The 24,530-nt window shown below is 65.7% G+C and carries 17 protein-coding genes and 2 tRNA genes (1 of these 19 cut by a window edge); all 19 read left to right on the top strand.

Annotation, left to right across the window (positions count from 1 at the left end):
- On the top strand, window positions 1-669 hold the 3' portion of the coding sequence (locus GLA29479_RS18935) for an SDR family oxidoreductase (protein ID WP_057972503.1). It extends 12 nt beyond the left edge of the window; only the last 669 of its 681 coding nucleotides appear in the window; the start codon falls outside the window, past its left edge; the stop codon is at window positions 667-669.
- Between the two features lie 30 nt (window positions 670-699).
- Window positions 700-1,296 (top strand): YhgN family NAAT transporter, encoded by a 597-nt coding sequence (locus GLA29479_RS18930; RefSeq protein WP_031370399.1) that lies wholly within the window; start codon window positions 700-702, stop codon window positions 1,294-1,296.
- A gap of 353 nt (window positions 1,297-1,649) precedes the next feature.
- Window positions 1,650-4,880 (top strand): TonB-dependent receptor, encoded by a 3,231-nt coding sequence (locus tag GLA29479_RS18925; RefSeq protein WP_057972502.1) that lies wholly within the window; start codon window positions 1,650-1,652, stop codon window positions 4,878-4,880.
- A gap of 205 nt (window positions 4,881-5,085) precedes the next feature.
- Entirely contained in the window at window positions 5,086-6,468 is a 1,383-nt protein-coding gene (ppnN, locus tag GLA29479_RS18920) for a nucleotide 5'-monophosphate nucleosidase PpnN (RefSeq protein WP_057917362.1), read from the top strand.
- A gap of 59 nt (window positions 6,469-6,527) precedes the next feature.
- Window positions 6,528-6,604: transfer RNA gene (locus tag GLA29479_RS18915), tRNA-Asn, on the top strand.
- A 483-nt stretch (window positions 6,605-7,087) separates the two neighbouring features.
- On the top strand, window positions 7,088-7,681 hold the full coding sequence (locus GLA29479_RS18910; RefSeq protein ID WP_144436615.1) for a GspH/FimT family pseudopilin: 594 nt from the start codon (window positions 7,088-7,090) through the stop codon (window positions 7,679-7,681).
- A gap of 29 nt (window positions 7,682-7,710) precedes the next feature.
- Window positions 7,711-8,157, top strand: coding sequence for a type IV pilus modification protein PilV (pilV, locus tag GLA29479_RS18905; RefSeq protein ID WP_057917364.1), 447 nt, complete (start codon window positions 7,711-7,713; stop codon window positions 8,155-8,157).
- Complete coding sequence (locus GLA29479_RS18900; protein ID WP_057972501.1) at window positions 8,154-9,386, top strand: PilW family protein; 1,233 nt, start codon at window positions 8,154-8,156, stop codon at window positions 9,384-9,386. The genes pilV and GLA29479_RS18900 overlap by 4 nt, the downstream gene beginning before the upstream one ends.
- 8 nt (window positions 9,387-9,394) lie before the next feature.
- Window positions 9,395-9,904: a pilus assembly PilX family protein gene (locus tag GLA29479_RS18895; RefSeq protein ID WP_057972500.1), complete on the top strand. Its 510-nt coding sequence runs from the start codon at window positions 9,395-9,397 to the stop codon at window positions 9,902-9,904.
- 10 nt (window positions 9,905-9,914) lie between these two features.
- Window positions 9,915-13,685, top strand: a complete 3,771-nt coding sequence (locus tag GLA29479_RS18890) for a pilus assembly protein (RefSeq protein ID WP_057972499.1) — start codon at window positions 9,915-9,917, stop codon at window positions 13,683-13,685.
- Window positions 13,686-13,697: 12 nt separating this feature from the next.
- On the top strand, window positions 13,698-14,144 hold the full coding sequence (locus tag GLA29479_RS18885; RefSeq protein ID WP_057917368.1) for a type IV pilin protein: 447 nt from the start codon (window positions 13,698-13,700) through the stop codon (window positions 14,142-14,144).
- 166 nt (window positions 14,145-14,310) lie between these two features.
- The gene (uvrB, locus tag GLA29479_RS18880; protein WP_057917369.1) at window positions 14,311-16,341 is read left to right on the top strand and encodes an excinuclease ABC subunit UvrB; all 2,031 of its coding nucleotides are present in this window, start codon (window positions 14,311-14,313) and stop codon (window positions 16,339-16,341) included.
- 145 nt (window positions 16,342-16,486) lie between these two features.
- Window positions 16,487-16,561: transfer RNA gene (locus GLA29479_RS18875), tRNA-Val, on the top strand.
- Window positions 16,562-17,031: 470 nt separating this feature from the next.
- The gene (gene thrS / locus GLA29479_RS18870) at window positions 17,032-18,933 is read left to right on the top strand and encodes a threonine--tRNA ligase (protein ID WP_057972498.1); all 1,902 of its coding nucleotides are present in this window, start codon (window positions 17,032-17,034) and stop codon (window positions 18,931-18,933) included.
- Window positions 18,934-19,012: 79 nt separating this feature from the next.
- A complete protein-coding gene (gene infC, locus GLA29479_RS18865) occupies window positions 19,013-19,546 on the top strand; it encodes a translation initiation factor IF-3 (protein ID WP_200875790.1) in 534 nt (177 codons plus the stop codon).
- Between the two features lie 448 nt (window positions 19,547-19,994).
- Entirely contained in the window at window positions 19,995-20,192 is a 198-nt protein-coding gene (gene rpmI, locus GLA29479_RS18860; protein ID WP_027083463.1) for a 50S ribosomal protein L35, read from the top strand.
- Between the two features lie 12 nt (window positions 20,193-20,204).
- Window positions 20,205-20,564 (top strand): 50S ribosomal protein L20, encoded by a 360-nt coding sequence (gene rplT / locus GLA29479_RS18855; protein WP_031370386.1) that lies wholly within the window; start codon window positions 20,205-20,207, stop codon window positions 20,562-20,564.
- A gap of 389 nt (window positions 20,565-20,953) precedes the next feature.
- Window positions 20,954-21,964 (top strand): phenylalanine--tRNA ligase subunit alpha, encoded by a 1,011-nt coding sequence (pheS, locus tag GLA29479_RS18850; protein WP_057972497.1) that lies wholly within the window; start codon window positions 20,954-20,956, stop codon window positions 21,962-21,964.
- Between the two features lie 131 nt (window positions 21,965-22,095).
- Window positions 22,096-24,492, top strand: a complete 2,397-nt coding sequence (pheT, locus tag GLA29479_RS18845; protein WP_057972496.1) for a phenylalanine--tRNA ligase subunit beta — start codon at window positions 22,096-22,098, stop codon at window positions 24,490-24,492.
- Window positions 24,493-24,530 lie beyond the last annotated feature (38 nt).

Raw genomic sequence — 24,530 nt, 5'->3', positions numbered from 1 at the left:
GGACTCGGCGCGGCCGCGGCCGCCGCCTGCGCGAGCGCGGGCGCGACCCTGGTGCTGCTGGGGCGCAAGTTGCCGAAGTTGAACCGGGTCTACGACGCTGTTGCCCAACTCGGCCCGGAGCCGCTGCTGTACCCGCTCGACCTGGAAGGCGCGCAGCCCGACGACTACGCCGACATGGCCGTGCGCATCGAAAGCGAGCTGGGCCGTCTCGACGGTGTGCTGCATTGCGCCGCCGATTTCCCCGGCCTGACCCCGCTGGCGCAGACCGACCCGGCCGCGTTCGCGCGCGCCGTGCACGTCAATCTCACCGCGCCGTGGTGGCTGTCGCAGGCCTGCCTGCCGCTGATGGCCAAGTCGGCCGATGCGGCGCTGGTGTTCGCGCTTGATGACCCGCAGCGCGTCGGGCAAGCGTATTGGGGCGGCTACGGCGCGGCCCAGCACGCTCTGGCGGCGCTGGTCGGCATGCTGCACGCCGAACTGGTCAATTCGAGCATCCGCGTGTCCGGCCTGCGCCCGGGGCCGATGCGCACCGGCCTGCGTTCGCGCGCCTATGTCGAAGACAGCGACCGCAGCGCCCGCGATCCCGCGGCCTATGCCTCGGCCTGCGTGACCTTGCTGGCGCCCGAAGGCGCCGTGCACCGCGGCCAGGTCTGGGCGCCGACGCTATGACGGCCAACCGCCCATGACGGCCATCTGCCCATGACGATTGCCTCGGCCGCGCTGCTGCTGTTCATCATTCTCGATCCGCTCGGGAACATCCCGGTGTTCCTGAGCCTGCTGCGCGGGCTGCCGCCCAAACGCCAGCGGATCGTGCTCGCGCGCGAGCTGCTGATCGCGCTCGGCGTGCTGATGCTGTTCCTATGGGGCGGCAAGTACGCCCTGGATCTGATGCACCTGCGCCAGGAGTCGGTCTCGATCGCCGGCGGCATCGTCCTGTTCCTGATCGGCATCCGCATGATCTTCCCGCCGCCGGAAGGGCTGATGGGCGAGTTGCCCGACGGCGAGCCCTTCATCGTGCCGATGGCGATCCCGCTGGTGGCCGGCCCCTCGGGCATGGCCGCGGTCATGTTGATGGGCAGCAACGACCCCTCGCGCCTGACCGACTGGAGCCTGGCCCTGCTGATCGCCTGGGGCGCGACCGCGGCGATCCTGTTCTCGGCCACCTTGTTGTACAAGCTGCTCGGCCGCCGCGCCCTGATCGCGATCGAACGCCTGATGGGCATGCTGCTGGTGGCGATCTCGGTGCAGATGGTCCTCGACGGCCTGGGCACCTACCTGCAGATCTCGCCGCCCTGAGGGCTGGAAGTGAGTGGGGAGGAGTGAGCAGTGAGTGGCTCGGCTCGGTTTTGAGGCTGCACCGGACCTCGGCAGGCTGAGCCCCTGGGCTACCGCCCTCTCCCTGGCTCCTCACTTCTCACTCCTGCTTTGCCGGACGTGCCCGTTCAGCTTTGACTGCGGTCACCGTGTGACAAGCCATGAACGGCGTCACGTCTCTGTCACACCTCCCCCCTAGCCTGTTAAACTGCTGTTAACCCAGCGGCCACGCGCCGTCCGGGTAGGGGCTAGCCAATCCAACTTAGAGCACGGCAGCGGCGCAGAGCCGCGCCTGCCCAACTCCGCCACGCATTCCACATCCCGAGGTCACCGTAATGACTCATCCGAACCGCGTCCGGTTGTCCAAGCTCACGCTTGGCCTGCTTGCCGTTCTCGCCACTGCGCCGGTCTTCGCGCAGAGCACTTCCGCAGGCCTCGCCGGCCGCGTCCTCGGCGCCGACGGCCAGCCGGTCGCGGGTGCCGAAGTCACCATCACCCACTCCGAGTCGGGCACGGTCAGCCGCGCCACGACCGGCGCCGACGGTCGTTACAACGCGCGCGGTCTGCGCGTCGGCGGCCCGTACACGGTCGTCATCAACAAGGAAGGCTCCGGCACCGCCAGCCAGGACGGCGTCTTCCTGAACCTGGACAAGGTCAACGAAGTCGACGTCGCACTGAACAACCAGGTCACGACCCTGGATGCCGTGCAGGCCGTCGCCGCCCTCGGTTCGGAAGTGTTCTCGTCCAACAAGATGGGCGCCGGCTCGATCCTGACCCGCGATCAGCTGGAGTCGATGCCGACCATCAACCGCAACCTGCAGGACTTCGTCCGCCTCGACCCGCGCGTCGTCGTCACCGACAAGTCGCGCAACGAGATCTCGGTCGGCGGCCAGAACCCGCGCTACAACGTGATCCGCGTCGACGGCATCAGCACCAACGACTCCTTCGGCCTCGGCGGCAACGGCCTGCCGACCCCGCGCCAGCCGTTCTCGATGGATGTGATCGACGAAGTGGCGGTCGACGTCGCCAACTACGACGTGACCATCTCCGGCGGCACCGGCGGCGTGATCAACGCCGTGACCAAGTCGGGCACCAACGAATTCCACGGTTCGGTCTACGGCGTCTACCGCGACAACGACTGGTCGGGCAAGAACCAGAACGACGTGCGTCCGCGGTTGTTCGACAGCGAAAGCACCTTCGGCGCCACCTTCGGCGGCCCGCTGGTCAAGGACAAGCTGTTCTTCTTCGCCAACTACGAGAAGTACACCGGCAAGGAAGTGTTCACCGGCAACTCCAGCTTCGGTCCTGCGGGCTCGGGCGCCAATAACATCGTCAACATCACCCAGGCGCAGATCGACGAGGTGATCTCGGTCTCGAAGAGCCTGTACGGCTTCGACCCGGGCAGCCTGGCGTTGCCGGCGCTGGACACCGATACCGAAGAGTACGGCATCAAGTTCGACTGGAACATCAGCGACAAGCACCGCGCCAACTTCCGCTACGCCAAGAGCGAGCAGAGCACCGCGTTCCTGCAGGGCTTCGGCACCAATTCGCTGGCGCTGAATTCCTACCACTACGTCAACGACTTCGAGTTCAAGACCTACACGGCGCAGTTGTTCAGCGACTGGACCGACGTCTTCTCGACCGAAGCCAAGGTCTCGTACCGCGACTACTCGGCCGTGCGCAGCCCGCGCTTCGACCTGCCGGCGATCGCCGTGCGTTTCGGCAGCAACACGCTGAACCTGGGCACCGAAGAGAACACCCACGTCAACGTCCTCGAGACCAAGACCTGGAACGGTTTCTTCGCCGGTAACCTGTTCCTCGGCGACCACACCGTCAAGTTCGGCGCCGACTACGAGTCCAACGAGGTCTACAACCTGTTCGGCCGCCGCGTCAACGGCGTCTACACCTTCAACAGCGTCGCCGACTATCGTGCCGGCCGTTCCAGCCGCTACCAGCTGTTCTACCCGCGCGGCGGCGACCTCGACAACATGGCCGCGACCTTCACCCAGAAGAACGTCGGCGTGTTCCTGCAGGACACCTGGGCGGTCAACGACAAGTTGAGCCTGACCTTCGGCCTGCGCTACGACCGCGCCATCGTCGACGACCGTCCGGTGTTCAACCCGGCGGCATCGGCCTTGTTCGGTACGCGCAACGACAACAACATCGATGGCACCGATCTGATCGCGCCGCGCTTCGGCTTCAACTACACCTTCGACAGCGAGCGTCCGACCCAGCTGCGCGGCGGCATCGGCCTGTTCCGCGGCGGCACCCCGACCGTGTGGCTGGCCAACCCGTACTCGAACAACGGCGTGTCGTACACCGACTACGTGTTCACCAACGGCATCAACGGCTTCAGCGCCAACCCGGACAACCAGCTGGCCCTGGTCAACGCCGCTGGCGGCGCCGCCGGTGCGACCCAGTCGGTCGACTTCATCGAAAAGGACATGAGCCTGCCGTCGGTGTGGAAGGCCAACCTGGCGTTCGATACCGAGCTGCCGTGGTACGGCATCGTCGCCGCCGCCGAAGCGGTGGTGACCTCGGTCAACGACGCGCTGTACTACCAGCAGCTGAACCTCGGTGCGGCCACCAAGATCGGCCAGGACGGCCGCAACATCTATTGGGACCCGAACGGCCTGGCCGCGGCCAGCTGGAACGCCGACGGCACCGCCTGCCTGCGCGAAACCGGCCTGAACGGTTCGGCCTGCACCAACAGCCGCACCAATGCCCGCGCCCTGCGTGCGACCGCGTATAACGACGCGATCATCGCCCGCCAGACCGGCAAGGGCGAAAGCCAGCAGTTCACCCTGTCGTTGAACAAGCCGTTCAACAACAGCGACTGGAGCTGGAGCGTCGCCTACACCTACACGCATGCCGACGAAGTCAGCCCGCTGACCAGCTCGACCTCGAGCTCGCAGCTCGGCAACGTTGCCGTGTTCCAGGCCAACGAAGAAGTCAGCGCGCGTTCCAGCTACGAAGTCCGCGACCGCTTCACCGCTTCGCTGAACTGGAAGCACGCCTTCTTCGGCGACAACAACACCATCGTCTCGCTGTTCTACGAAGGCCGTTCGGGCCGTCCGTACAGCTATGCGTTCGACAACGACGCCAACGGCGACGGCCGCTTCAACGACCTGATGTACATCCCGAAGGGTCCGGGCGACGTGCTGTTCCGCAATGCCGCCGAAGAGGCAGCGTTCTGGCAGTTCTACAACAGCGACGAGTACCTGCGCAGCCACGGCGGCCAGGTCGCCCAGCGCAACGCAGTGCGCGGCAAGTGGGTCAACCAGTTCGACCTGCACATCGCCCAGGAATTCCCGGGCTTCTGGGAAGGCCACAAGGCCGAGCTCGCGCTCGACATCCTCAACGTCGGCAACCTGTTGAACAAGGATTGGGGACAGATCGAAGAGGTCGCGTTCCCGGGCATGCGCGGTATCGTCGATTACGGCGGTATCGACCCGGCGACCGGTAAATACATCTACCGCTTCACCAAGCCCGATCCGGAACAGATCTACGACGAGAAGGGCATCTCGCGCTGGGCGGCTCAGCTGAGCTTCCACTACCGCTTCTGATTCTTGCGGTATCTGGCGACAACGGAAACGGCCGGGGGCGACCCCGGCCGTTTCCTTTTTTATGGGGCCGCAGCATTCGCGGCCGGACAGGGTGGGGCGGCACGGCCGCGGACCGGTCCGGCGGACGGGGGCGGCCGCCGCAGCCCAACGCCAAACTGCTAGAGTCCTTTCCCACTAATCGATGAAAAAAGCAGAGAAAAACGCAATGACCGCAACCCCCATAGCGGCCGTCCTGCCGACGGTCAACGCCCGCATCTATCCCAAGGGCGGGCTGGATGTCCTGTCCCGCGACGAGGTCGCGCGCCTGCGCGACGCCTCCACCGGCATGCACGACCTGCTGCGTCGCTGCGCCCTGGCGGTGCTGACCAGCGGCAGCGCCTCCGACGACCCGCGCGCCGCGCGTGAGCTGTATCCCGATTTCGATATCGAAGTGCACCAGCAGGACCGCGGCGTGCGCATCGACCTGCGCCACGCGCCGGCGATGGCCTTCGTCGACGGCGAGATCATCCGCGGCGTCGCCGAATTGCTGTTCGCCGTGGTCCGCGACCTGGCCTATACCGCCATGGAGCTCGACAAGGGCGGCGGCCGCGACCTCGACAGCAGCGACGGCCTCACCGATTCGGTGTTCGGCCTGCTGCGCAACGCGCGCATCCTGCATCCGGCCGATCCGAACCTGGTCGTGTGCTGGGGCGGCCACTCGATCTCGCGCGACGAATACATCTACACCAAGCAGGTCGGCTACGAGCTCGGCCTGCGCGGCCTGGACATCTGCACCGGCTGCGGCCCGGGCGCGATGAAGGGGCCGATGAAGGGCGCCACCATCGCCCATGCCAAGCAGCGCAAGCGTCGCGTGCGCTACATCGGCATCACCGAGCCGGGCATCATCGCCGCCGAGTCGCCGAACCCGATCGTCAACCACCTGGTGATCATGCCGGACATCGAGAAGCGCCTGGAGGCCTTCGTCCGCATGGGTCACGGCATCATCGTGTTCCCGGGCGGCGTCGGCACGGCCGAGGAGATCCTGTACCTGCTGGGCATCCTGCTGCGCGAGGAAAACGCCGAGCTGCCGTTCCCGCTGATCCTGACCGGCCCGACCGCCTCGGCCCCGTATTTCGAGCAGATCGATCGTTTCCTGCGCCTGACCCTGGGCGAGGCGGCGACCTCGCGTTACGAGATCATCGTCGGCGACCCCGAGCACGTGGCCAAACGCATGGCCGCCGGCATCCGCCGGGTCCGCGAAAACCGCATCGAGCACAAGGATTCGTTCTTCTTCAACTGGTCGATCGACATCCCGCTGACCTTCCAGAAGCCGTTCATTCCGACCCACGAGGCGATGGCGGCGCTGGACCTGCACCACGGCCGCAAGCCGCATGAACTGGCCGCCGACCTGCGCCGGGCGTTTTCGGGCATCGTCGCCGGCAACGTCAAGGAGGACGGCATGCGCCGGATCGAGGAATTCGGCCCGTTCGAGATCCACGGCGACCACGACATGATGCAATCGCTGGACGCCTTGCTGCGGGCCTTCGTCGAGCAGCGCCGGATGAAGATCGCCGGTGAATACCGCCCCTGCTATCGCGTCGTGACCTGAGTTAATTTCGCTCGGAAGTGTTGACGAAGGGCGGGGCATTGAGCATCATATGCAGCCCCGCCCGAATAGCTCAGCCGGTTAGAGCACTTGACTGTTAATCAGGGGGTCGTTGGTTCGAGTCCAACTTCGGGCGCCAAATACCGGAAGGCCTCGCAGAAATGCGAGGCCTTTTTTATTGGTTCGCTTCCTGTGCGGTTCTCCAGGAAAGCCCGGCGTTCAGCGAGTCTGTCGACGAATGCGCAGAAGTTCGCGAGTCGTCTCGCGACGAACGCGGCTGGAATGAATCGCGGATTCGCCGCATGCCCATCGGTGCCGGATTAGGCGAGGGCTGATGGCTGCGGAATCGGTTCGCCCATCAATCGATTCGCTCAGAAATCAGCGGGGCCGCCAGAAGGAGCGCGTCGGCCGTTCCCGGTGCCGGTTGCGGAGGGTGGACGGATTCAGCGTGTTCGCCGACCGAACCGCCCACCGCCCCGGACGGCTGACCGAGCGGCCCGGCCCGACCGGATTTCGCGCATCGGCTGCCGGGAACCCGCTTGCTGCGTGACGCAAGTCGGGATATTTCCGCCCCCGAAACCATTGGCCAACCCAGCCCGACCGCTCGTCGGTAGTGTGCCATTTGGGGTCGATAGCCGCTGTTAGCATCCCTCATGTCCTCTGGGGAAGAGAACCGCACATGCGCCGTTCCGCCGGCTTCACGCTTATCGAGCTGATGGTGACGATCGGGATCGCCGCGATCCTGCTCGCCTTGGCTTTGCCGAGTTTTACCGAATCCATGCGCTCCAATCGGGTTTCGACTGCGACCAATCAGGTGCTGGCGACCTTCAATTTCGCCCGGGCCGAAGCCTTGCGAGCCAAGAGCCAAGCTTGGGTCTGCCCGAGCAACGACAGCCGGACGGATTGCGGTACGGATTGGGCCCGGGGCATGGTCGTGTGGACCGACGAGAACGGCGACGGCGATCGAACCGTCGCTACCGAAGTCAAGCGCGTGATCGAACCGCAGGACGGCGTCACCTTCACTTTTCCCGACACGAAACCGATCGGTTTCGATGATCGCGGCCGCGCCGTCGAGAAGTCGGCGTCCAGCGTTACGGTCAGGAGCTTCAATTTCTCGATGAAGGCCGCGACCTGCAAGCCCGGTACCTACAACGCGCGTTCGTTCGAGATCAATCGCATCGGGCGCGTCAGCGCGACCAGGGGGGCCTGCTCATGAGCCGTCGATTTTCGCCTCGGCCCGCTTCCATGCGAGGCCAGAGCGGTCTTAGCCTGATCGAAGTACTGATCGCCGTGCTGGTGATGGGGCTGGGTCTGCTCGGCCTGGCAATGTTGCAGGCGACCAACCTGCGCCTGTCGCAGAGCGCGAACCAGCGCACCATCGCCACCAACCTGTCCAGCGACCTGCTCGACGACATCCGCTCCAACCGGCTGCTCGCGGCCAAGTACGGCGGCACCTATAACGCTTCTTCGGCGGGCGCGAACGCGAGCTGTGCGCGGATCAACAAGCTGACCCCGGACGACCGCAAGGCGGCGTTCACCTGCCGGATGCGCGAGGCGCTGGGCGAATCGGCGGTGGCCACGGTCACGGTCAACCCGGACAAGACGGTCAGCATCGTGATCACTTGGGATGACGACAAGCGTTGGAACGCGTTGGGTACCGGCACCGAATTCAAAATGGAGAGCGCGCTGTGAGCCGACGTCTGCAACAAGGCCTGTCGCTGATCGAGCTGATGGTCGCGCTGCTGCTGAGCGGCCTGCTGCTGCTCGGTCTGGTCGAAATCTTCAGTGCCTCTCGTGCTTCCTACCAGATGGCTCAGGGTCTGGCGCGCGCCCAGGAAAGCTCGCGCTTCGCGATCGACGCGCTGCAGCGCGACGCGCGCATGAGCGGTCATTTCGGCTGCGTCTCCGACCAGGCCCATTTCTATGCCGGCAACGGCATGTTCGGCGAGCTATTCTTGGGCAGCCGGAACAACTACGCCGATATACCCGCGCCGCGCGAGGCGTTGCGCTTCGATTACTCGGTGCGCGGCTACGAGGCGCGCAATACCGGTCCGGCCGATACCCTGAGCCTGACGGCGGAGCCGGTCGAAGGCGGAGCCGGCGACTGGGTGCCGGCGATAACTTCGCAGTTTTTCAGCTCGTTGAATCCGAAGCCCGTTCGCGGCAGCGACTTGCTGGTGCTGCGCTTCCTCTCCCCGGAAAGCGCCGAGGTCACCGGCTTCACCACCGGCAACCCGGCGACGATCCGGGTCAATCCGGCCAATACCCAATGGGGTTCGCTGACCCGCGCGGTGACCAACCCCGGGCTGTTCGGGATCGCCGACTGCCGCTCCGTCGTTCTGTTCCAGGCCAGCGCGATCGCCGACGTCACCGGTGCCAAGGTGGTCACGGTGCGCACCAATGGCGTCAATCAGATCGCCTTCGACGGTTCGGACGCCTTCGCCTCGGGCCAGGCGCGTCTGTACCGCGCCGACAGCTACCTCTATTACGTCGGCCTTAAGCCCGGGAACGAGTTTGCTGGAAAGTGGATCCCGACCCTGTACCGGGCCCGGTTCGACGCAGCCCCGGGCACGGACACGGTCGTCAGCACTGCTGAAGAGATCGTCGAGGGCGTGGAGAACATGCAGTTGCTGTTCGCCCAGGACATGATCACCGACCCGGCTCAGCCGCCGACCGGCGTCATCGACGGCGTGCGCACTGCGGCCAACCTGCTGCCGACCAACGACAGCAGCGGCGGCTGGCAGCGCGTCGGCGGCTTGCAGGTCGGCCTGCTGATCCGCAGCACTGATCCGGCTTCGGCGCAGCAGCGCACGGCCGCGACGCGCTCGCTCGGCACCCAGTTGACCCTGCCGGACGACCAGCGTTACCGCACCGTGTACGAAACCAATATCGCCCTGCGCAACCGGCTGTACGGAAACTGAGGCCCGCCATGAATACGATCCGTACCCGTCGCCAGACCCCGCCCCGCGCCCAGCGCGGCGTGGTCTTGTATGTCGCCTTGATCATGTTGCTCCTGTTGGCCTTGCTCGGCATCACCGCGATGCAGGTCACCGGCTTGCAGGAGCGCATGACCTCTAACTACCGCTCGACCAATATGGCGTTCCAGAACGCCGAGGGCCGTGCGCGCGGCAAGGAAAGCGACTTGAAGCGTCAGGTGCAGAGCGCGGGTACCGAATCCATCGACCTGGACGAATCGGTTTGCACTACCGGCTTCGATCCCTCGGGTTGGGCCGAGAAGCTCAAGTACGCCAACCCGTTGCCGGCCAAGCTCAGCTATACCCGCCGCATCGACGAATGCATTTCCGGCGGCGGCATCGGCATGGGCACCGCGCCGGTCAGCGAGAACACCAATCTGATTTTCCAAGTCACGGCCTACGCCGTGGATCGCGGCGCTAATCCGGGTTCGGACGCCGTCATCGACACCATTTTCGTGCCCTGAGGGTAACGCCATGACTTCCCCGCGCGTCTATATCGCCGTCCCGCTCGTACTGGCTCTGGCCGGCACCGGCTACTGGCTCTACAACGCCAACGCCATCCAGGCCGGCGGCTCGCTGGCGCAGGTGCCGTTGAACTCCAGCGTCACCGTGCCGCCAGCATTCGTCATGGCGGTCGACAACTCCGGTTCGATGACCTTCCAGACCCTGTTTCCGGGTAAGGACGGCGCGGCGTTCTGGGAGAACGACGCAGCCTCGACCAACGGTTTCTTCATCGGTACCGGCGTCAACGCGCGTCCGCGCACCCAGAACGACAGCAAGGATCTCGAGAACTTCCATCACACGATTCCTTCGAACGGCTATCGCATCGCCGACACGCGCTATGCGATTCCGCCGATCGATAATTTCGGTTTTGCCCGTTCGCCCGATGTGAATCCGGCCTATTTCAATCCGGCCGTGACTTATGCTCCGTGGAAGCGGCCCAACGCCTCCAACGAGATCGTCGATTACCCGGCGGCAAGCATTACCGATACCCGGGTCGATCCCGATTTGGCTACGCCGACGATCAATTTGGCGAGCAATTGGCGGATGAACGGCGGGGACAATCTTTTCATGGTCCCCAATGGCGCGACTTTGCCCAAGGACACGGTGTATTACTCCGATGGCAATTGCGGCGGTCTCAGAGGCGGCAGCTGGCGCACGCTCAACAGTGCGGCCACCGTCAACGAAGACTGCGAAATCTCCATCGAGTACTACCCGGCCACGTTCTATCTGAAGTCGGCGACCGCCGGCTCGGCCTGGGGCTATACCGCCACGCCCACGCTGGCCAAGAACGCCTGCGGCAGCGGCTGCGACCTGTACAAGTACGAGATCAGGTCGGGCAATTATTCCGCCGGAAAGTACGCTTTGGCGATCCAGAACTTCGCCAACTGGTTCAGTTTCTACGGTAATCGCAATCGCGCGATGAAGGCTGCATTGACCCTGTCGCTCGAGCGCACCGAAAAGATGCGCGTCGGCATGTTCACGATCAATCCGACCAGCTATACCGACGTCGTGATGCGCGACATGTCGGTGGCCGCCGACAAGGCGGCGCTCTACAACGACAAGCTGCTGAAGCTCAACGCCAGCGGCGGTACGCCCAACCGCTTCGCGGTCGAGCATGTCGGCAAGCAGTTCTTGCGCACCGATGCCGGCGCGCCGGTGAAGTACGCCTGTCAGATCAATGCCGGCATGCTGTTCACCGACGGTTACAGCAATACCGGCGGTCCCGCCGTCGGCTCGCACGATGCCGATATGCCGGCACCGCTTGCCGATGCCCACGCCAATACGCTCGCCGACACCGCGGCGTTCTACTACAAAGCCACGCTGCGCAGCGATCTCGGCCTGGGCAAGGTGCCCGTGCCGGAGGCCTGCAAGACCACGCCGAACGATCCGAAGCTGGATTGCCGTGCCGATCCGCATATGAATTTCTACGGGGTCACGCTGGGCGCCCGGGGCGATATCTACGGCGTCACTTACAACCCCCTGACCAACACGCCCGATCCGTATACGCCGGCCGGCTATCCGGCATGGCGCTCGCGCCAGGACGATGCGCCGAGCACGGTCGACGAAATTTGGCACGCGACGATGAACGCACGCGGCAAGTACGTCAACGCGACGACGCCGGCCGACATCACCTCGGCCATGCGCGAGATCCTGGCGTCGGTCGGTGGCGGCGCGACGCCGTGGGGCACCATCGGCCTGGTCGGCGCGCGCGTCGGTTCGAACACCTTGTCGGTCGAGCCGATCTACGAATCGGCCAATAACGGTACCGACTGGTTCGGCCGACTGACCGCGTATACCGCTAGCCACGATCCGGTCGCAGGCACCATCACTTTCGCCCAGAAATGGGAGGCGGCGTCCCTATTGACGGACGCTGGGCGCTCGGTCCGGTTCGGCAAGACCACCGCCGGTAGCGTCAAGCCCACCGTAGGCGACTTCACCGCCACCGCGCTCGGCTCGACCGACACCGCGGTGCTGGGCGCGCTGTGCAGCGACGCGCTGCAGAACTGCGCCGGCAAATTCAACCGCATCGACGGCGGCGTCACCGGCGCCGAGGCGGTGGCCTACCTGCGCGGCAGCCGTGCCCACGACGGCGGCAAGCTGCGCAAGCGCACCACTTTGCTCGGCGACATCGTCAATTCGAGTCCCATCCTCTCGTCCAAGGGCGACGACTACGGTTATCGCGGCCTGCGCAGCGCCGACGGCCTGACTCCTGACGCGCTGAACTACGCCAATTACCTCGACAGCAAGCGCACCAGCCGCAAGACCTTCGTCTATGTCGGTGCCAACGACGGCATGTTCCACGCCTTCGATGGCGAAACCGGCAAGGAGCAGTTCGCCTATATTCCGGCCACCTCGGTCGGCCATATGGGCAATCTGCTGTTCCCGTATCGTGCCGGCGACCGCAACGACCAAGTGTTCCAGCACCGCTACTATGTCGACGGCCAGGTCACGGTGTCGGACGCACACAACGGTAGCGCCTGGAAGACCGTGCTCGCGGCCAGCGTCGGCGCCGGCGGGCGCGGCGTGTTCGCGCTCGACGTGACTGACCAGTCGGCATTGAACGTACTGTGGGAGGTTAACGACCTGTCCGGCGACGCCAATGGCGCCAAGGACATCGGCAGCGTGTTGGGCAAGATCGCCATCGTTCCGGTCAAGGAAGCCGGCGGCGCGATCAAGTGGAAGGCGATCTTCGGCAACGGCTACGACAGCGTGAACGGCAAGGCCGTGCTGTTCCTGGTCGACGTCGCCGACGGCAAAGTCACCCGCATCACCGCCCAGGAAACCACCGGTACCCTGCCGACCCGAACCAAGAATGGTCTCGGCAACGTGGTGGTGATCGACCGTTACCAGGGCACCAGCACCACGCAGGTCCGCGACGGCTTCGCCGACACGGTCTATGCCGGCGACCTCAACGGCGCGGTGTGGAAGTTCGACCTGCGCGACAACAGCGTGGGCTTCGGCGGCCAGCCGCTGTTCATCGCTCGCTACAACGACAATTACGCTCTGCGTCAGCCGATACTCGGCGGGCTGGAGGCGACCACGGTCGGCAACGACGTGATGGTCCTGTTCGGCACTGGCAGCTTCTCCTTCACCGACGACCCCGGCGACAAGGCGATGCAGAGCGTGTACGGCATCATCGACAAGGGCGCGGTTGTCGCCGGGCGCAACGAGCTGCAGCCCCAGTACGTCAAGGAGGAACGCGACACTACCGGAGCCGTGCTGCGCTTCGTCACCGGCGATCGCCTGAATGCGACCAAGAAGGGTTGGTATATCAATCTGGGCGTGGATGCGGGGATGAACGGCAATCCGGTCGCGACCGGCGAGCGTTTCATCGGCAAGCCGCGTCTGCAGAACGGCATCCTGTTCTTCCCGACCTACGATCCGAACAGCACCGATGGCTGCTCCACCGACGGCAACAACTGGCTGTACGGCGTGGACGCTCTGAGTGGCGGAGCCGGCTTGTCCAACGGGCGCATCGGCTCGGCCACGGGCAGCCGTTTCGGCGATGGGGTGGGCGCTGTCAAGCTCAAGCGCAAGGGCAGCGGCACCGGCACGGCGCCGGTCACTGAAGTCAGCGTGGCGGCAACCGGAGCATCCGATATCCTGCCGGTCACCGCGACCGAGGAAGAGATCGCCAAGGCGGTCGCGGCCAAGTGTTCGGTGATGGTGCAGACTTCCGGTTCGCAGCCGATCTATCTGCCCAGGCCGTGCGGACGCCAGTCCTGGCGCCAGATCCGATAACAGGGGACCGACATGACGTCTTACCGAAACCGTTCCATCGCGCGACTGAGCCGGGGCTTCACCCTGTTGGAACTCATGGTGGTGGTCGCGATCGTCGCCATTCTGGTCGGCATCGCGGTGCCGACCTATCAGGACAGCGTGCGCAAGAGCCGGCGCGGTCAGGTCAAGTCGGACCTGGCCGAGGGCGCGCAGGCGATGGAGCGTTACTACACGGCCAACAACACCTATGTCGGCGCCGACCTGACCAAGATCTACCACAATCCGCCGCAGTCGCCGAAGGAAGGCACCGCGCACTACACCCTCTCCTTCAGCGGAGCGGTGACCGCCAACAGCTTCGTCCTGCAGGCGGTGCCGAGCACCGTGACCGGGCAGAACAAGGACAAATGCGGGACGATGACCTTGTCGAACACCGGGGTGAAGGGTCCGTCTTCGCTGCCCGCGGAGTGCTGGAACAAGTAAAGGCAGGATCCGTCCGGCCAGCCGCAATCGGCCCGCTCCCATCGGAGCGGGCCGTTCCATTTTGGGGCTCGTGCGCGGCGTTCTGTCCCCGGCGGGGCTGCGGCCCAATCTCACCCGTTGAGACGCGGTTGGCTACACTGGTCGACCCCCGCGTTCGGATCGCACGATGGACGACTCCGCCCAGTCCCCCGGTTTCCAGCTGGTCGCGCCTTACTCGCCCGCGGGCGATCAACCGCAGGCCATCGAGCGCCTGATCCAGGGGTTCGACAACGGCCTGGCCCAGCAGACCCTGCTCGGCGTGACCGGTTCGGGCAAGACCTATACGGTCGCCAACGTGATCCAGGCGGTGCAGAAGCCGACCCTGGTGATGGCCCCGAACAAGACCCTCGCCGCGCAGCTGTACGGCGAGTTCAAGGCGTTCTTCCCGCATAACGCGGTCGAGTACTTCGTCAGTTATTACGATTATTACCAGCCCGAGGCCTACGTGCCCTCGAGCGACACCTTCATCGAGAAGGACAGCTCGGTCAACGAGCACATCGAGCAGATGCGCCTGTCCGCGACCAAGGCCCTGCTCGAACGCCGCGACGCGATCATCGTCTGCACCGTGTCGGCGATCTATGGCCTGGGCGACCCGAACGAATATTTCCGCATGGTCCTGCACATGGTCCGGGGCGAGCGCATCGACCAGCGCGAGCTGATTCGACGCCTGACCGAAATGCAGTACACCCGCAACGACACCGAACTGCGTCGCGCGACCTACCGCGTGCGCGGCGAGGTCATCGACGTGCATCCGGCCGAAAGCGACTCGGAGGCCCTGCGCGTCGAGCTGTTCGACGGCGAGATCGAGAACCTGACCTTGTTCGACCCGCTGACCGGCGAAACCTTGAGCAAGGTCCCGCGTTACACGATCTATCCCGGTTCGCATTACGTGACGACCCGGCGCACGGTGCTCGATGCGATCGAAACGATCAAGGACGAATTGCGCGAGCGCCTGGAGCTGCTGTACGCGCAGAACCGGCTGGTCGAAGCCCAGCGCCTGGCCCAGCGCACCCAGTTCGATCTGGAGATGCTGGCCGAGGTCGGTTATTGCAACGGCATCGAGAACTACTCGCGGCACCTTAGCGGGCACATGCCCGGCGAACCGCCGCCGTGCCTGTTCGACTATCTGCCGCCGGACGCTCTGCTGGTCATCGACGAATCTCACGTGACCATTCCGCAGATCGGCGCCATGTACAAGGGCGACCGCTCGCGCAAGGAAACCCTGGTCGAATTCGGTTTCCGCCTGCCGTCGGCGCTCGACAACCGGCCCTTGAAGTTCGAAGAGTGGGAGGGTCGTTCGCCGCGCTCGATCTTCGTCTCGGCGACGCCGGGGCCGTACGAATTGCGCAAGTCGGAAGGGCAGGTGACCGAGCTGGTGGTGCGCCCGACCGGTCTGATCGATCCCGAGGTCGAGATCCGGCCGGTCGCGACCCAGGTCGACGACGTGCTCGGCGAAATCCGCGAACGCGTCGCCATGGGCGACCGCGTGCTGATCACGACCCTGACCAAGCGCATGTCGGAAAACCTCACCGAGTATCTCGCCGAGCACGGGGTCAAGGTGCGCTACCTGCACTCGGACATCGATACCGTCGAGCGCGTCGAGATCATCCGCGACCTGCGCCTGGGCAAGTTCGACGTGTTGGTCGGCATCAATCTGCTGCGCGAGGGCCTGGACATGCCCGAGGTGTCGCTGGTGGCGATCCTCGACGCCGACAAGGAGGGCTTCCTGCGTTCGGCCGGTTCGCTGATCCAGACCATCGGGCGCGCCGCGCGCAACCTGCGCGGCAAGGCGATCCTGTACGCCGACCGCGTGACCAACTCCATGCAGAAGGCGATCGAGGAGACCGACCGCCGCCGTCACAAGCAGGTCGAATACAACACCGAACACGGCATCACCCCCAAGTCGGTCAGCAAGACCATCGTCGACGTCATGGAAGGCGCGCGCGTCGATCCGGACGGCCTCAAGGCCCGCGGCAAGGGGCGCAAGGTCGCCGACGAGGCCGCCGACTATGCCGCGCTCAGCCCGTCCCAGTTCGCCGCCCGGATCAAGGCCCTGGAGCAGCAGATGTACCAGCACGCCCGCGACCTGGAGTTCGAGGAGGCCGCGGCGGTGCGCGACCAGTTGCGCCGGCTCAAGGACGCGGGGTTCGCGGCCTGACACGGCGAGTTTCCGGGCTCGCCGAGGCGGTCGCCGATGCCGGTGTCGCCTGGATGTAAAAAACGGTTGTCGGTCGTCTCGCGCTGGGCTACACTGCGCGCCCCTCGCCGGGGAGTTTGCAGCAGGTTTCAGGCAAGACGGCGACGGGCGGTTAGCTCAGCGGTAGAGCACTACCTTGACATGGTAGGGGTCACAGGTTCGAACCCTGTACCGCCCACCAATTCGGTGACGAAAGGCCCGGCGCAAGCCGGGCCTTTCTGTTTTCGGATGGCTGGGTGTTGGGTCGGCGCGGACGCTGAGCGCATTGACTTGTCCTCACTCGTCCCCAACTATTACGGTCATCACGCGGCATCCGATCGCGTCCCGAATCCAGGTGGCCCGCGCGAACCGCCGGCCTAGCGTGCGACATGGACACTACCCGCGCCCATCGCTGAATCGCCCGAGGCCCCGCAGATGCAGGCGCCTTCGCGGCGCTTTTTTCTTGCCGCCAGCTTGTCGGCGTTTCCACTGGCGCCACCCGATCCTGGCTCGCCCGCCGGGCGGTTCGACGGGTTTCGCCGCTTCCCGCTGTTTGTTTCGCACCGACTCCCGATTCCGGGTCGCTGCCGCCGCCGCAGATCCGCCCTCGCCAGGGGCGCTGCCGGCCGGGGCGGTCACTCACCCAACGCTCAAGCCTACGAAGACCCCGCCATGATCGCCATTACGCTCCCCGACGGCAGCCGCCGCGAATTCGAACATCCCGTGTCCGTCATGGACGTCGCCGCCTCGATCGGCGCCGGCCTGGCCAAGGCGACCGTCGCCGGCGAGGTCGACGGCAAGCTGGTCGACGCCAGCGACCGCATCGACCACGACGCCAAGCTGCGCATCATCACCCCCAAGGACCCGGAAGGCGTCGAGATCATCCGCCACTCCTGCGCCCATCTGGTCGGGCACGCGGTCAAGCAGCTGTACCCGACCGCCAAGATGGTGATCGGCCCGGTCATCGACGAAGGCTTCTACTACGACATCTGGTACGAGCGCCCGTTCACGCCCGAGGACCTGGCCGCGATCGAGCAGCGCATGGTCCAGCTGATCGACAAGGACTACGACGTGATCAAGAAAGTCACGCCGCGCGAGGAGGTCATTTCGGTGTTCCAGTCGCGCGGCGAGGACTACAAGCTGCGCCTGGTCGAGGACATGCCCGACGAGCAGGCGATGGGCCTGTACTACCACGAGGAATATGTCGACATGTGCCGCGGCCCGCACGTGCCGAACACGCGTTTCCTCAAGGCCTTCAAGCTCACCCGCATCTCCGGCGCGTACTGGCGCGGCGATTCCAAGAACGAGCAACTGCAGCGCGTCTACGGCACCGCCTGGGCCGACAAGAAGCAGCTGGCGGCGTACATCCAGCGCATCGAGGAAGCCGAGAAGCGCGACCACCGCCGCATCGGCAAGCAGCAGGATCTGTTCCACCTGCAGGAAGAGGCGCCGGGCCTGGTGTTCTGGCACCCGAAGGGCTGGTCGATCTGGCAGGTCGTCGAGCAGTACATGCGCCGCGTCTACCGCGACAGCGGCTACGGCGAAGTGCGTTGCCCGCAGATCCTCGACGTGTCGCTGTGGCAGAAGTCCGGCCACTGGGACAACTACAAGGAGAACATGTTCTTCACCGAGTCGGAGAAGCGCACCTACGCGGTCAAGCCGATGAACTGCCCGGGCCACGTCCAGGTGTTCAACCAGGGTCTGCACAGCTATCGCGACCTGCCGATCCGCTACGGCGAGTTCGGCTCCTGTCATCGCAACGAGCCCTCCGGCGCGCTGCACGGCATCCTGCGCGTGCGCGGCTTCACCCAGGACGACGGCCACGTGTTCTGCCTGGAAGACCAGATCGAGTCCGAGGTCACCGCGTTCCACCGCCAGGCCCTGGCGGTCTACAGCGATTTCGGCTTCGAGGACATCCAGATCAAGATCGCCCTGCGCCCGGACTCGCGCCTGGGCGACGACGCCACCTGGGACAAGGCCGAGGCGGCCCTGCGCAGCGCCCTGGGCGCCTGCGGGGTCGAATGGCAGGAACTGCCGGGCGAGGGCGCCTTCTACGGCCCCAAGATCGAGTACCACCTCAAGGACGCGATCGGCCGGACCTGGCAGCTCGGCACGATGCAGGTCGATTTCATGATGCCGGGCCGGCTGGGCGCGGAATACGTGGACGAGAACAGCCAGCGCCGGACCCCGGTCATGCTGCACCGGGCCATCGTCGGCTCGATGGAGCGCTTCATCGGCATCCTGATCGAGCACCACGCCGGCCAGTTCCCGGCCTGGCTGGCCCCGGTTCAGGCCACCGTGATGAACATCACCGACGCCCAGGCCGATTATGTGGACGAGGTCCGGAAACTCCTTGCAAATCAAGGGTTCCGGGTCCAGTCCGATTTGCGGAACGAAAAGATCGGCTATAAGATTCGCGAGCACACGCTGCAGCGCGTGCCGTACCTGCTTGTGGCCGGCGACCGCGAGAAGGACAATGGCATGATTGCGGTGCGTACGCGGGGTGGGGAGGACCTGGGGACGATGACCGTCGCCGAGTTCGCTTCGCGTTTGAACGGCGAGAACGTCGGCTAACCGCGCGCAGCTCGTACAGATCCCGTCCCGGTCCGAGCCCGGGACGGCCCGATGCGCAAACAGCGTATCCACTTTGGAGATTGCAACAATCAGTACCCCCGAGAAGCCGAATCGTAAGAACAACGAGATCCGCGTACCGCGCGTACGCGTGATCGGCAGCGATGGCGAAATGATCGGCGTGCTTACGCGCGACGAAGCCTTGCGCATGGCCGAGGACGAGGCGCTGGATCTTGTCGAGATTCAGCCGAATGCCGATCCGCCGGTGTGCCGCATCATGGACTTCGGCAAGTACAAGTTCGAACTGCAGAAGAAGGCCAATGCGGCCAAAAAGAAGCAGAAGCAGGTCGAAATCAAGGAACTCAAGTTCCGTCCGGTGACCGACGAAGGCGACTACCAGATCAAGCTGCGCAACATGCGCCGTTTTCTGGAAGAGGGCGACAAGGTCAAGGTCAACATCCGTTTCCGTGGCCGCGAGATGAGCCATCAGGAACTCGGTCGCGAGATGGCGGCCCGGATCGAGGCCGACCTGGGCGAGGACATCGTCGTCGAGTCGCGTCCGCGCCTGGAAGGGCGGCAGATGGTCATGATGATCGCGCCGAAGAAAAAGCAGTAAGCCTGCAGGGGTCGCGAAAGCGGCCCCTGTTCGTATCGCCGCGACGCCGGCGATACCTGCGCCGCCGATCGCCTGCGCAGCGGGCCGTGGCGCTCGCCGCCGGCGGCCCCGGATCGCCGATCGGGGGCCGGGCCGGCGCGGAGGTTTCGCGCATTCGGCCCTGGCCGGGCCCCGTCCCGGCCCTGTGGGCAGGTCCCGCCGGCCAGTCTGCCGGCCACCAAGCAAGCCCCGCGTAAGCCGCTGATTTGCGTAAGCTTCCGGCCTCGCGCATACTATGCGGCCCGGTTCGCCGGGGTTGTTGTATGCAGCATCACGGACCTGTCGTAGATTCGTTTCAGATCAACGACTTACAAGCCGGCAAGGGCAGGACGGAAAGTGTGGCCAGCGCATTGCGCGCATCGGTGCCACCGCCCAGGCCAGTGACATAAACCTCCGAAAGGACATCGCAATGCCCAAGATCAAGACCAATCGGGCGGCAGCCAAGCGCTTCCGGAAGACCGCTTCCGGCAAGTACAAGTGCGGCCACGCCAACAAGAGCCACATCCTCACCAAGAAAGCGACCAAGCGGAAGCGCAACCTGCGGCAGACGAACCACGTTCGTGCCGAGGATGCTGGCCGTCTGGACCGCATGCTTCCGTATTTGTGAGGAGAATAGAAAATGGCACGAGTTAAGCGTGGTGTAACGGCACGAGCCCGTCACAAGAAAATCCTGAAGCAGGCCAAGGGCTACTACAACGCCCGCCGCAAGGTCTTCCGCGTCGCCAAGCAGGCGGTCACGAAGGCTCTGCAGTACGCCTACATCGGTCGTAAGCAGAAGAAGCGCAATTTCCGTTCGCTGTGGATCACCCGCATCAACGCGGCGGCCCGCATCAACGGCTTGAGCTACAGCCGTTTCATCAACGGCATGCTGAAGGCTGGCATCACCCTCGACCGTAAGGTGCTGGCGGACATCGCCGTGCACGACGCGAAGGGTTTTGCGGCGCTGGCCGAAAAGGCGAAGAGCGCGCTCGCGGCGTAACCTGCTTCATTCCCCGTCCGAGCCGAGTGCCGATGCACGAGGTTCGCGGCGTGGGCACAAGGTTAAGGCATGGGGAAGGGCGCAAGTCCTTCCCCATTGTCGTTTCTGGGCCCCGTTCCCAGGTCCTGCTTTCGGATCCATCGTCGGATTCCGCGGCGGGTTTCCGATGGGGTCGTTCGATCCGGTCGTTGCCGCGGTTTGTTTGCGGCGACGGCAGGCTGCAGTACCGCTCGTCGCTCGGTCAAAGCCGAATCCATCCGTTCTTGCGGTCGCCGCGCTTCGGTTCCCGATAGCGCCACCGCCAGCGGGGTCCGGTTGTTCGCCGCAGCGACGGTCCGAGGACGATGCCCGGCGCCACCCGCGTCGGGCGCTAAGAGATTGGAAAGGCGATGAGTGGAATCGAAGCACTGACCCGACAGGCGCTGGACGAGATCGCCGCGGCGGCGTCTTCCGATGCGATCGAAGCGCTGCGCGTTTCGCTGCTCGGCAAGTCCGGCAGCGTCACCGCCCAGCTCAAGCAGCTCGGCACCTTGCCGGCCGAAGAGCGCAAGGCCGCCGGCGAAGCGATCAACAAAGCCCGCGACACGCTGACCGCCGCGTTGGGCGAGCGCAAGATCGCGCTCGACGATGCCGCGCTCGATGCGCGCCTGGCGTCGGAAACCATCGACGTGACCCTGCCCGGCATCGACGCCGCGCGCGGCGGCCTGCACCCGGTCAGCCGCACCATGGAGCGCATGGCCGACATCTTCGGCCGCCTGGGCTTCGAACTGGCCGACGGCCCCGAGATCGAGGACGACTGGCATAACTTCGAAGCGCTGAATTTCCCGCCGCACCATCCGGCGCGGGCGATGCACGACACCTTCTATTTCGCGCCCGACGAGGCCGGCGTCGCGCGTCTGTTGCGCACCCATACCTCGGGCATGCAGGTGCGCTACATGCTGCAGAACAAACCGCCGCTGCGCATGATCGCGCTCGGCAAGGTGTACCGCAGCGACAGCGACCAAACCCACACGCCGATGTTCCACCAGTGCGAAGGCCTGCTGATCGACGAGCACTCCAGCTTCGCCGACCTCAAGGGCACCCTGGCCGAGTTCGTGCGCGCGTTCTTCGAGCGCGATTTCGAGATGCGCTTCCGGCCGAGCTACTTCCCCTTCACCGAGCCTTCGGCCGAAGTCGATATCGCCTGGCAGCAGCCCGACGGCAGCACCCGCTGGCTGGAAGTGCTCGGCTGCGGCATGGTCCATCCGAACGTGCTGCGCAACGTCGGCATCGACCCGGAGCGCTACACCGGCTATGCCTTCGGTATGGGTGTGGAGCGCTTGACCATGCTGCGCTACGGCGTCGACGACCTGCGCAGTTTCTTCGAGAACGATGTGCGGTTTCTCAAGCAGTTCGCTTGACGGCGGGAATCGGGAATGGGGAATCGGGAATCGCAGGAGCCACGGCGCTGCGTTTCCGGCTTCACTCCCAGACTTCCGCGTAATGCCTTTCCGATTCTCGATTCCCCATTCTCGATTCACGGCCTGATCCCATGAAATTCTCCGAAAACTGGCTGCGCCAGCATGTGCCGACCACCGCCACGCGCGAGCAGCTCGCTGCGACGTTGACCGCGATCGGCCTGGAAGTCGAAGAAGTCGTCGCCCTGGGCGAATCGCTGGACGGCGTGGTCGTCGCCCGCATCGTCAGCGCCGAGAAACATCCCGAAGCCGACCGCCTGCAGGTCTGCCAGGTCGATACCGGCCACGGCACCGTGCAGATCGTCTGCGGCGCGCCGAACGCGCGCGCCGGCCTGATCGCGCCCTTGGCCACGGTGGGCGCATCGCTGCCCGGCGGCCTGGCGATCAAGGCCGCCAAGCTGCGCGGCGTCGAGTCCTTCGGCATGTTGTGCTCGGCTAAGGAGCTCGGTGTCGACCCGGACGCTTCGGGCCTGCTGGAGCTGCCGTCCGACGCCCTGGTCGGCACGCCGCTGGCGCAGTACCTCGCGCTGCCCGATGCCAGCATCGAGATCAAGCTGACCCCGAACCGCGCCGACTGCTTCAGCGTGCGCGGCATCGCCTACGACGTCGCCGCCGCCACCAGCAGCGCGGTGAGTCCGCTGGAAATCGCGCCGGTCCAGGCCGCCATCGCCGCGAGCCTGCAGGTCGAGCTCGACGCCGGCGCCGATGTGCCGCGTTATTGCGGCCGCGTGATCGAAGGCCTCGACGCGACCACGCCGACCCCGGTGTGGATGGCCGAGCGCCTGCGCCGCAGCGGCGTGCGTCCGGTCTCGCTGCTGGTCGACGTCACCCAATACGTGATGCTCGAAATCGGCCAGCCCATGCACGCCTTCGACCGCGACACCCTGCAGGGCCCGGTCGGCGTGCGTCATGCCCGCGCCGGCGAGACCACCCAGTTGCTCAACGGCCAGACCGTGAGCCTCGACGAGTCGTTCCTGGCGATCACCGACGGCAGCGGCGACGCGCAGCGTGTGATCGCCCTCGGCGGCATCATGGGCGGCTTCGACAGCCGGGTCACCGATGCGACCCGCAACGTGTTTCTGGAAGCGGCGCATTTCGCCCCGGCCGCGATCATCGGCCGCGGCCGCAAGCTCGGCCTGCACACCGACGCCGGTCACCGTTTCGAGCGCGGCGTCGATCCCGAGCTGCCGCGCATCGCCATCGAATACGCGACCCGTTTGATCCTCGACATCGCCGGCGGCACCCCGGGGCCGCTGAGCGAGTCGGCGCTGCCGGAGCATTTGCCGCACCCGCAACCGGTCAGGCTGCGACGCGCGCGCCTGGCGCGTGTGCTGGGCCTGACCGTGGCCGGCAGCGAAGTCGAGCGCATCCTCGGTGCGCTCGGCCTGACCGTCGAAGCCAGCGACGACGGCTGGCGGGTGACCCCGCCGAGCCGACGCTTCGATATCGCGATCGAGGAAGACCTGATCGAGGAAATCGCCCGCATCCACGGTTACGACCGGATCCCGACCACCTTGCCGGCGGGTTCCGCGCGCCTGGTCGCCCCGAGCGAGACCCGAGTCGACGCCGCCACCGTGCGCCGCCAGTTGGCCGCGCGCGATTATCTGGAAGCGGTCAACTACGCCTTCGTCGATGCCGCCTGGCTGGGGCTGTGGCAGGCCGGCGAGGGCGCGGTGCCGCTGGCCAACCCGCTCAGCGCCGAACTCGGCGTGATGCGCACCCTGCTGTTGCCGGGGCTGGTCGCGGCCCTGGCCCGTAACGCCTCGCGCCAGCAGTCGCGCGTGCGCCTGTTCGAGCTCGGCAACGTGTTCCGGGCCAACCCGGCCGCCTCGCCGCTGGAAACCCAGCGCATCGCCGCGGCCGTGTGCGGCGACGTCCAGGCCGAACAATGGGGCGCCAGCGCGCGTCCGGCCGGTTTCCACGACCTGCGCGGCGACCTCGACAGCCTGGCCGCCGCCGCCGGTGCACGTCTGGAATACCGTCCGTCGCAACAGCCCTGGGCCCACCCGGGCCGCTCGGCCGATGTCTACCGGGTCGACGGCAGCACCCAGCGCCGCCTGGGCTGGATCGGCCAGCTGCACCCGCGCCTGCTCAAGGCGTTGGACCTCGATCAGGACGTGGTCGCTTTCGAGCTGGACCTGGCGCCGCTGGTCGAGCGCGCCATCCCCAGGGCCGCGGCGCTGTCCAAATACCCCTCGGTGCGCCGCGATCGGGCCTTCATCGTCGCCGAATCGGTGGCGTGGTCGGCCATCCAGGCCACCGTTCAGGCCGCCGCCGGCCCCAGTCTGCGCGAGCTGGTCCTGTTCGACCGCTACCAGGGCAAGGGCGTGGAAACCGGATTCAAGAGTCTCGCTATGGGCTTGATTCTGCAGGATGAATCGCGCACCCTGACCGATCGGGATGTGGACGCGGTCGTGGCCGAAGTGACGGCGGCGGTGGAACGCGAACACGGCGCCCGGTTGCGCACGTGAGTACTCGCGAGGCGTGTGGCGATTGCGGCCCCGGTCCC

Source organism: Lysobacter antibioticus (assembly GCF_001442535.1).
Lineage (GTDB): Bacteria > Pseudomonadota > Gammaproteobacteria > Xanthomonadales > Xanthomonadaceae > Lysobacter > Lysobacter antibioticus.
The sequence above is the reverse complement of the archived record's forward strand: the minus strand, read 5'-3'. Positions and strand labels throughout refer to the sequence as shown.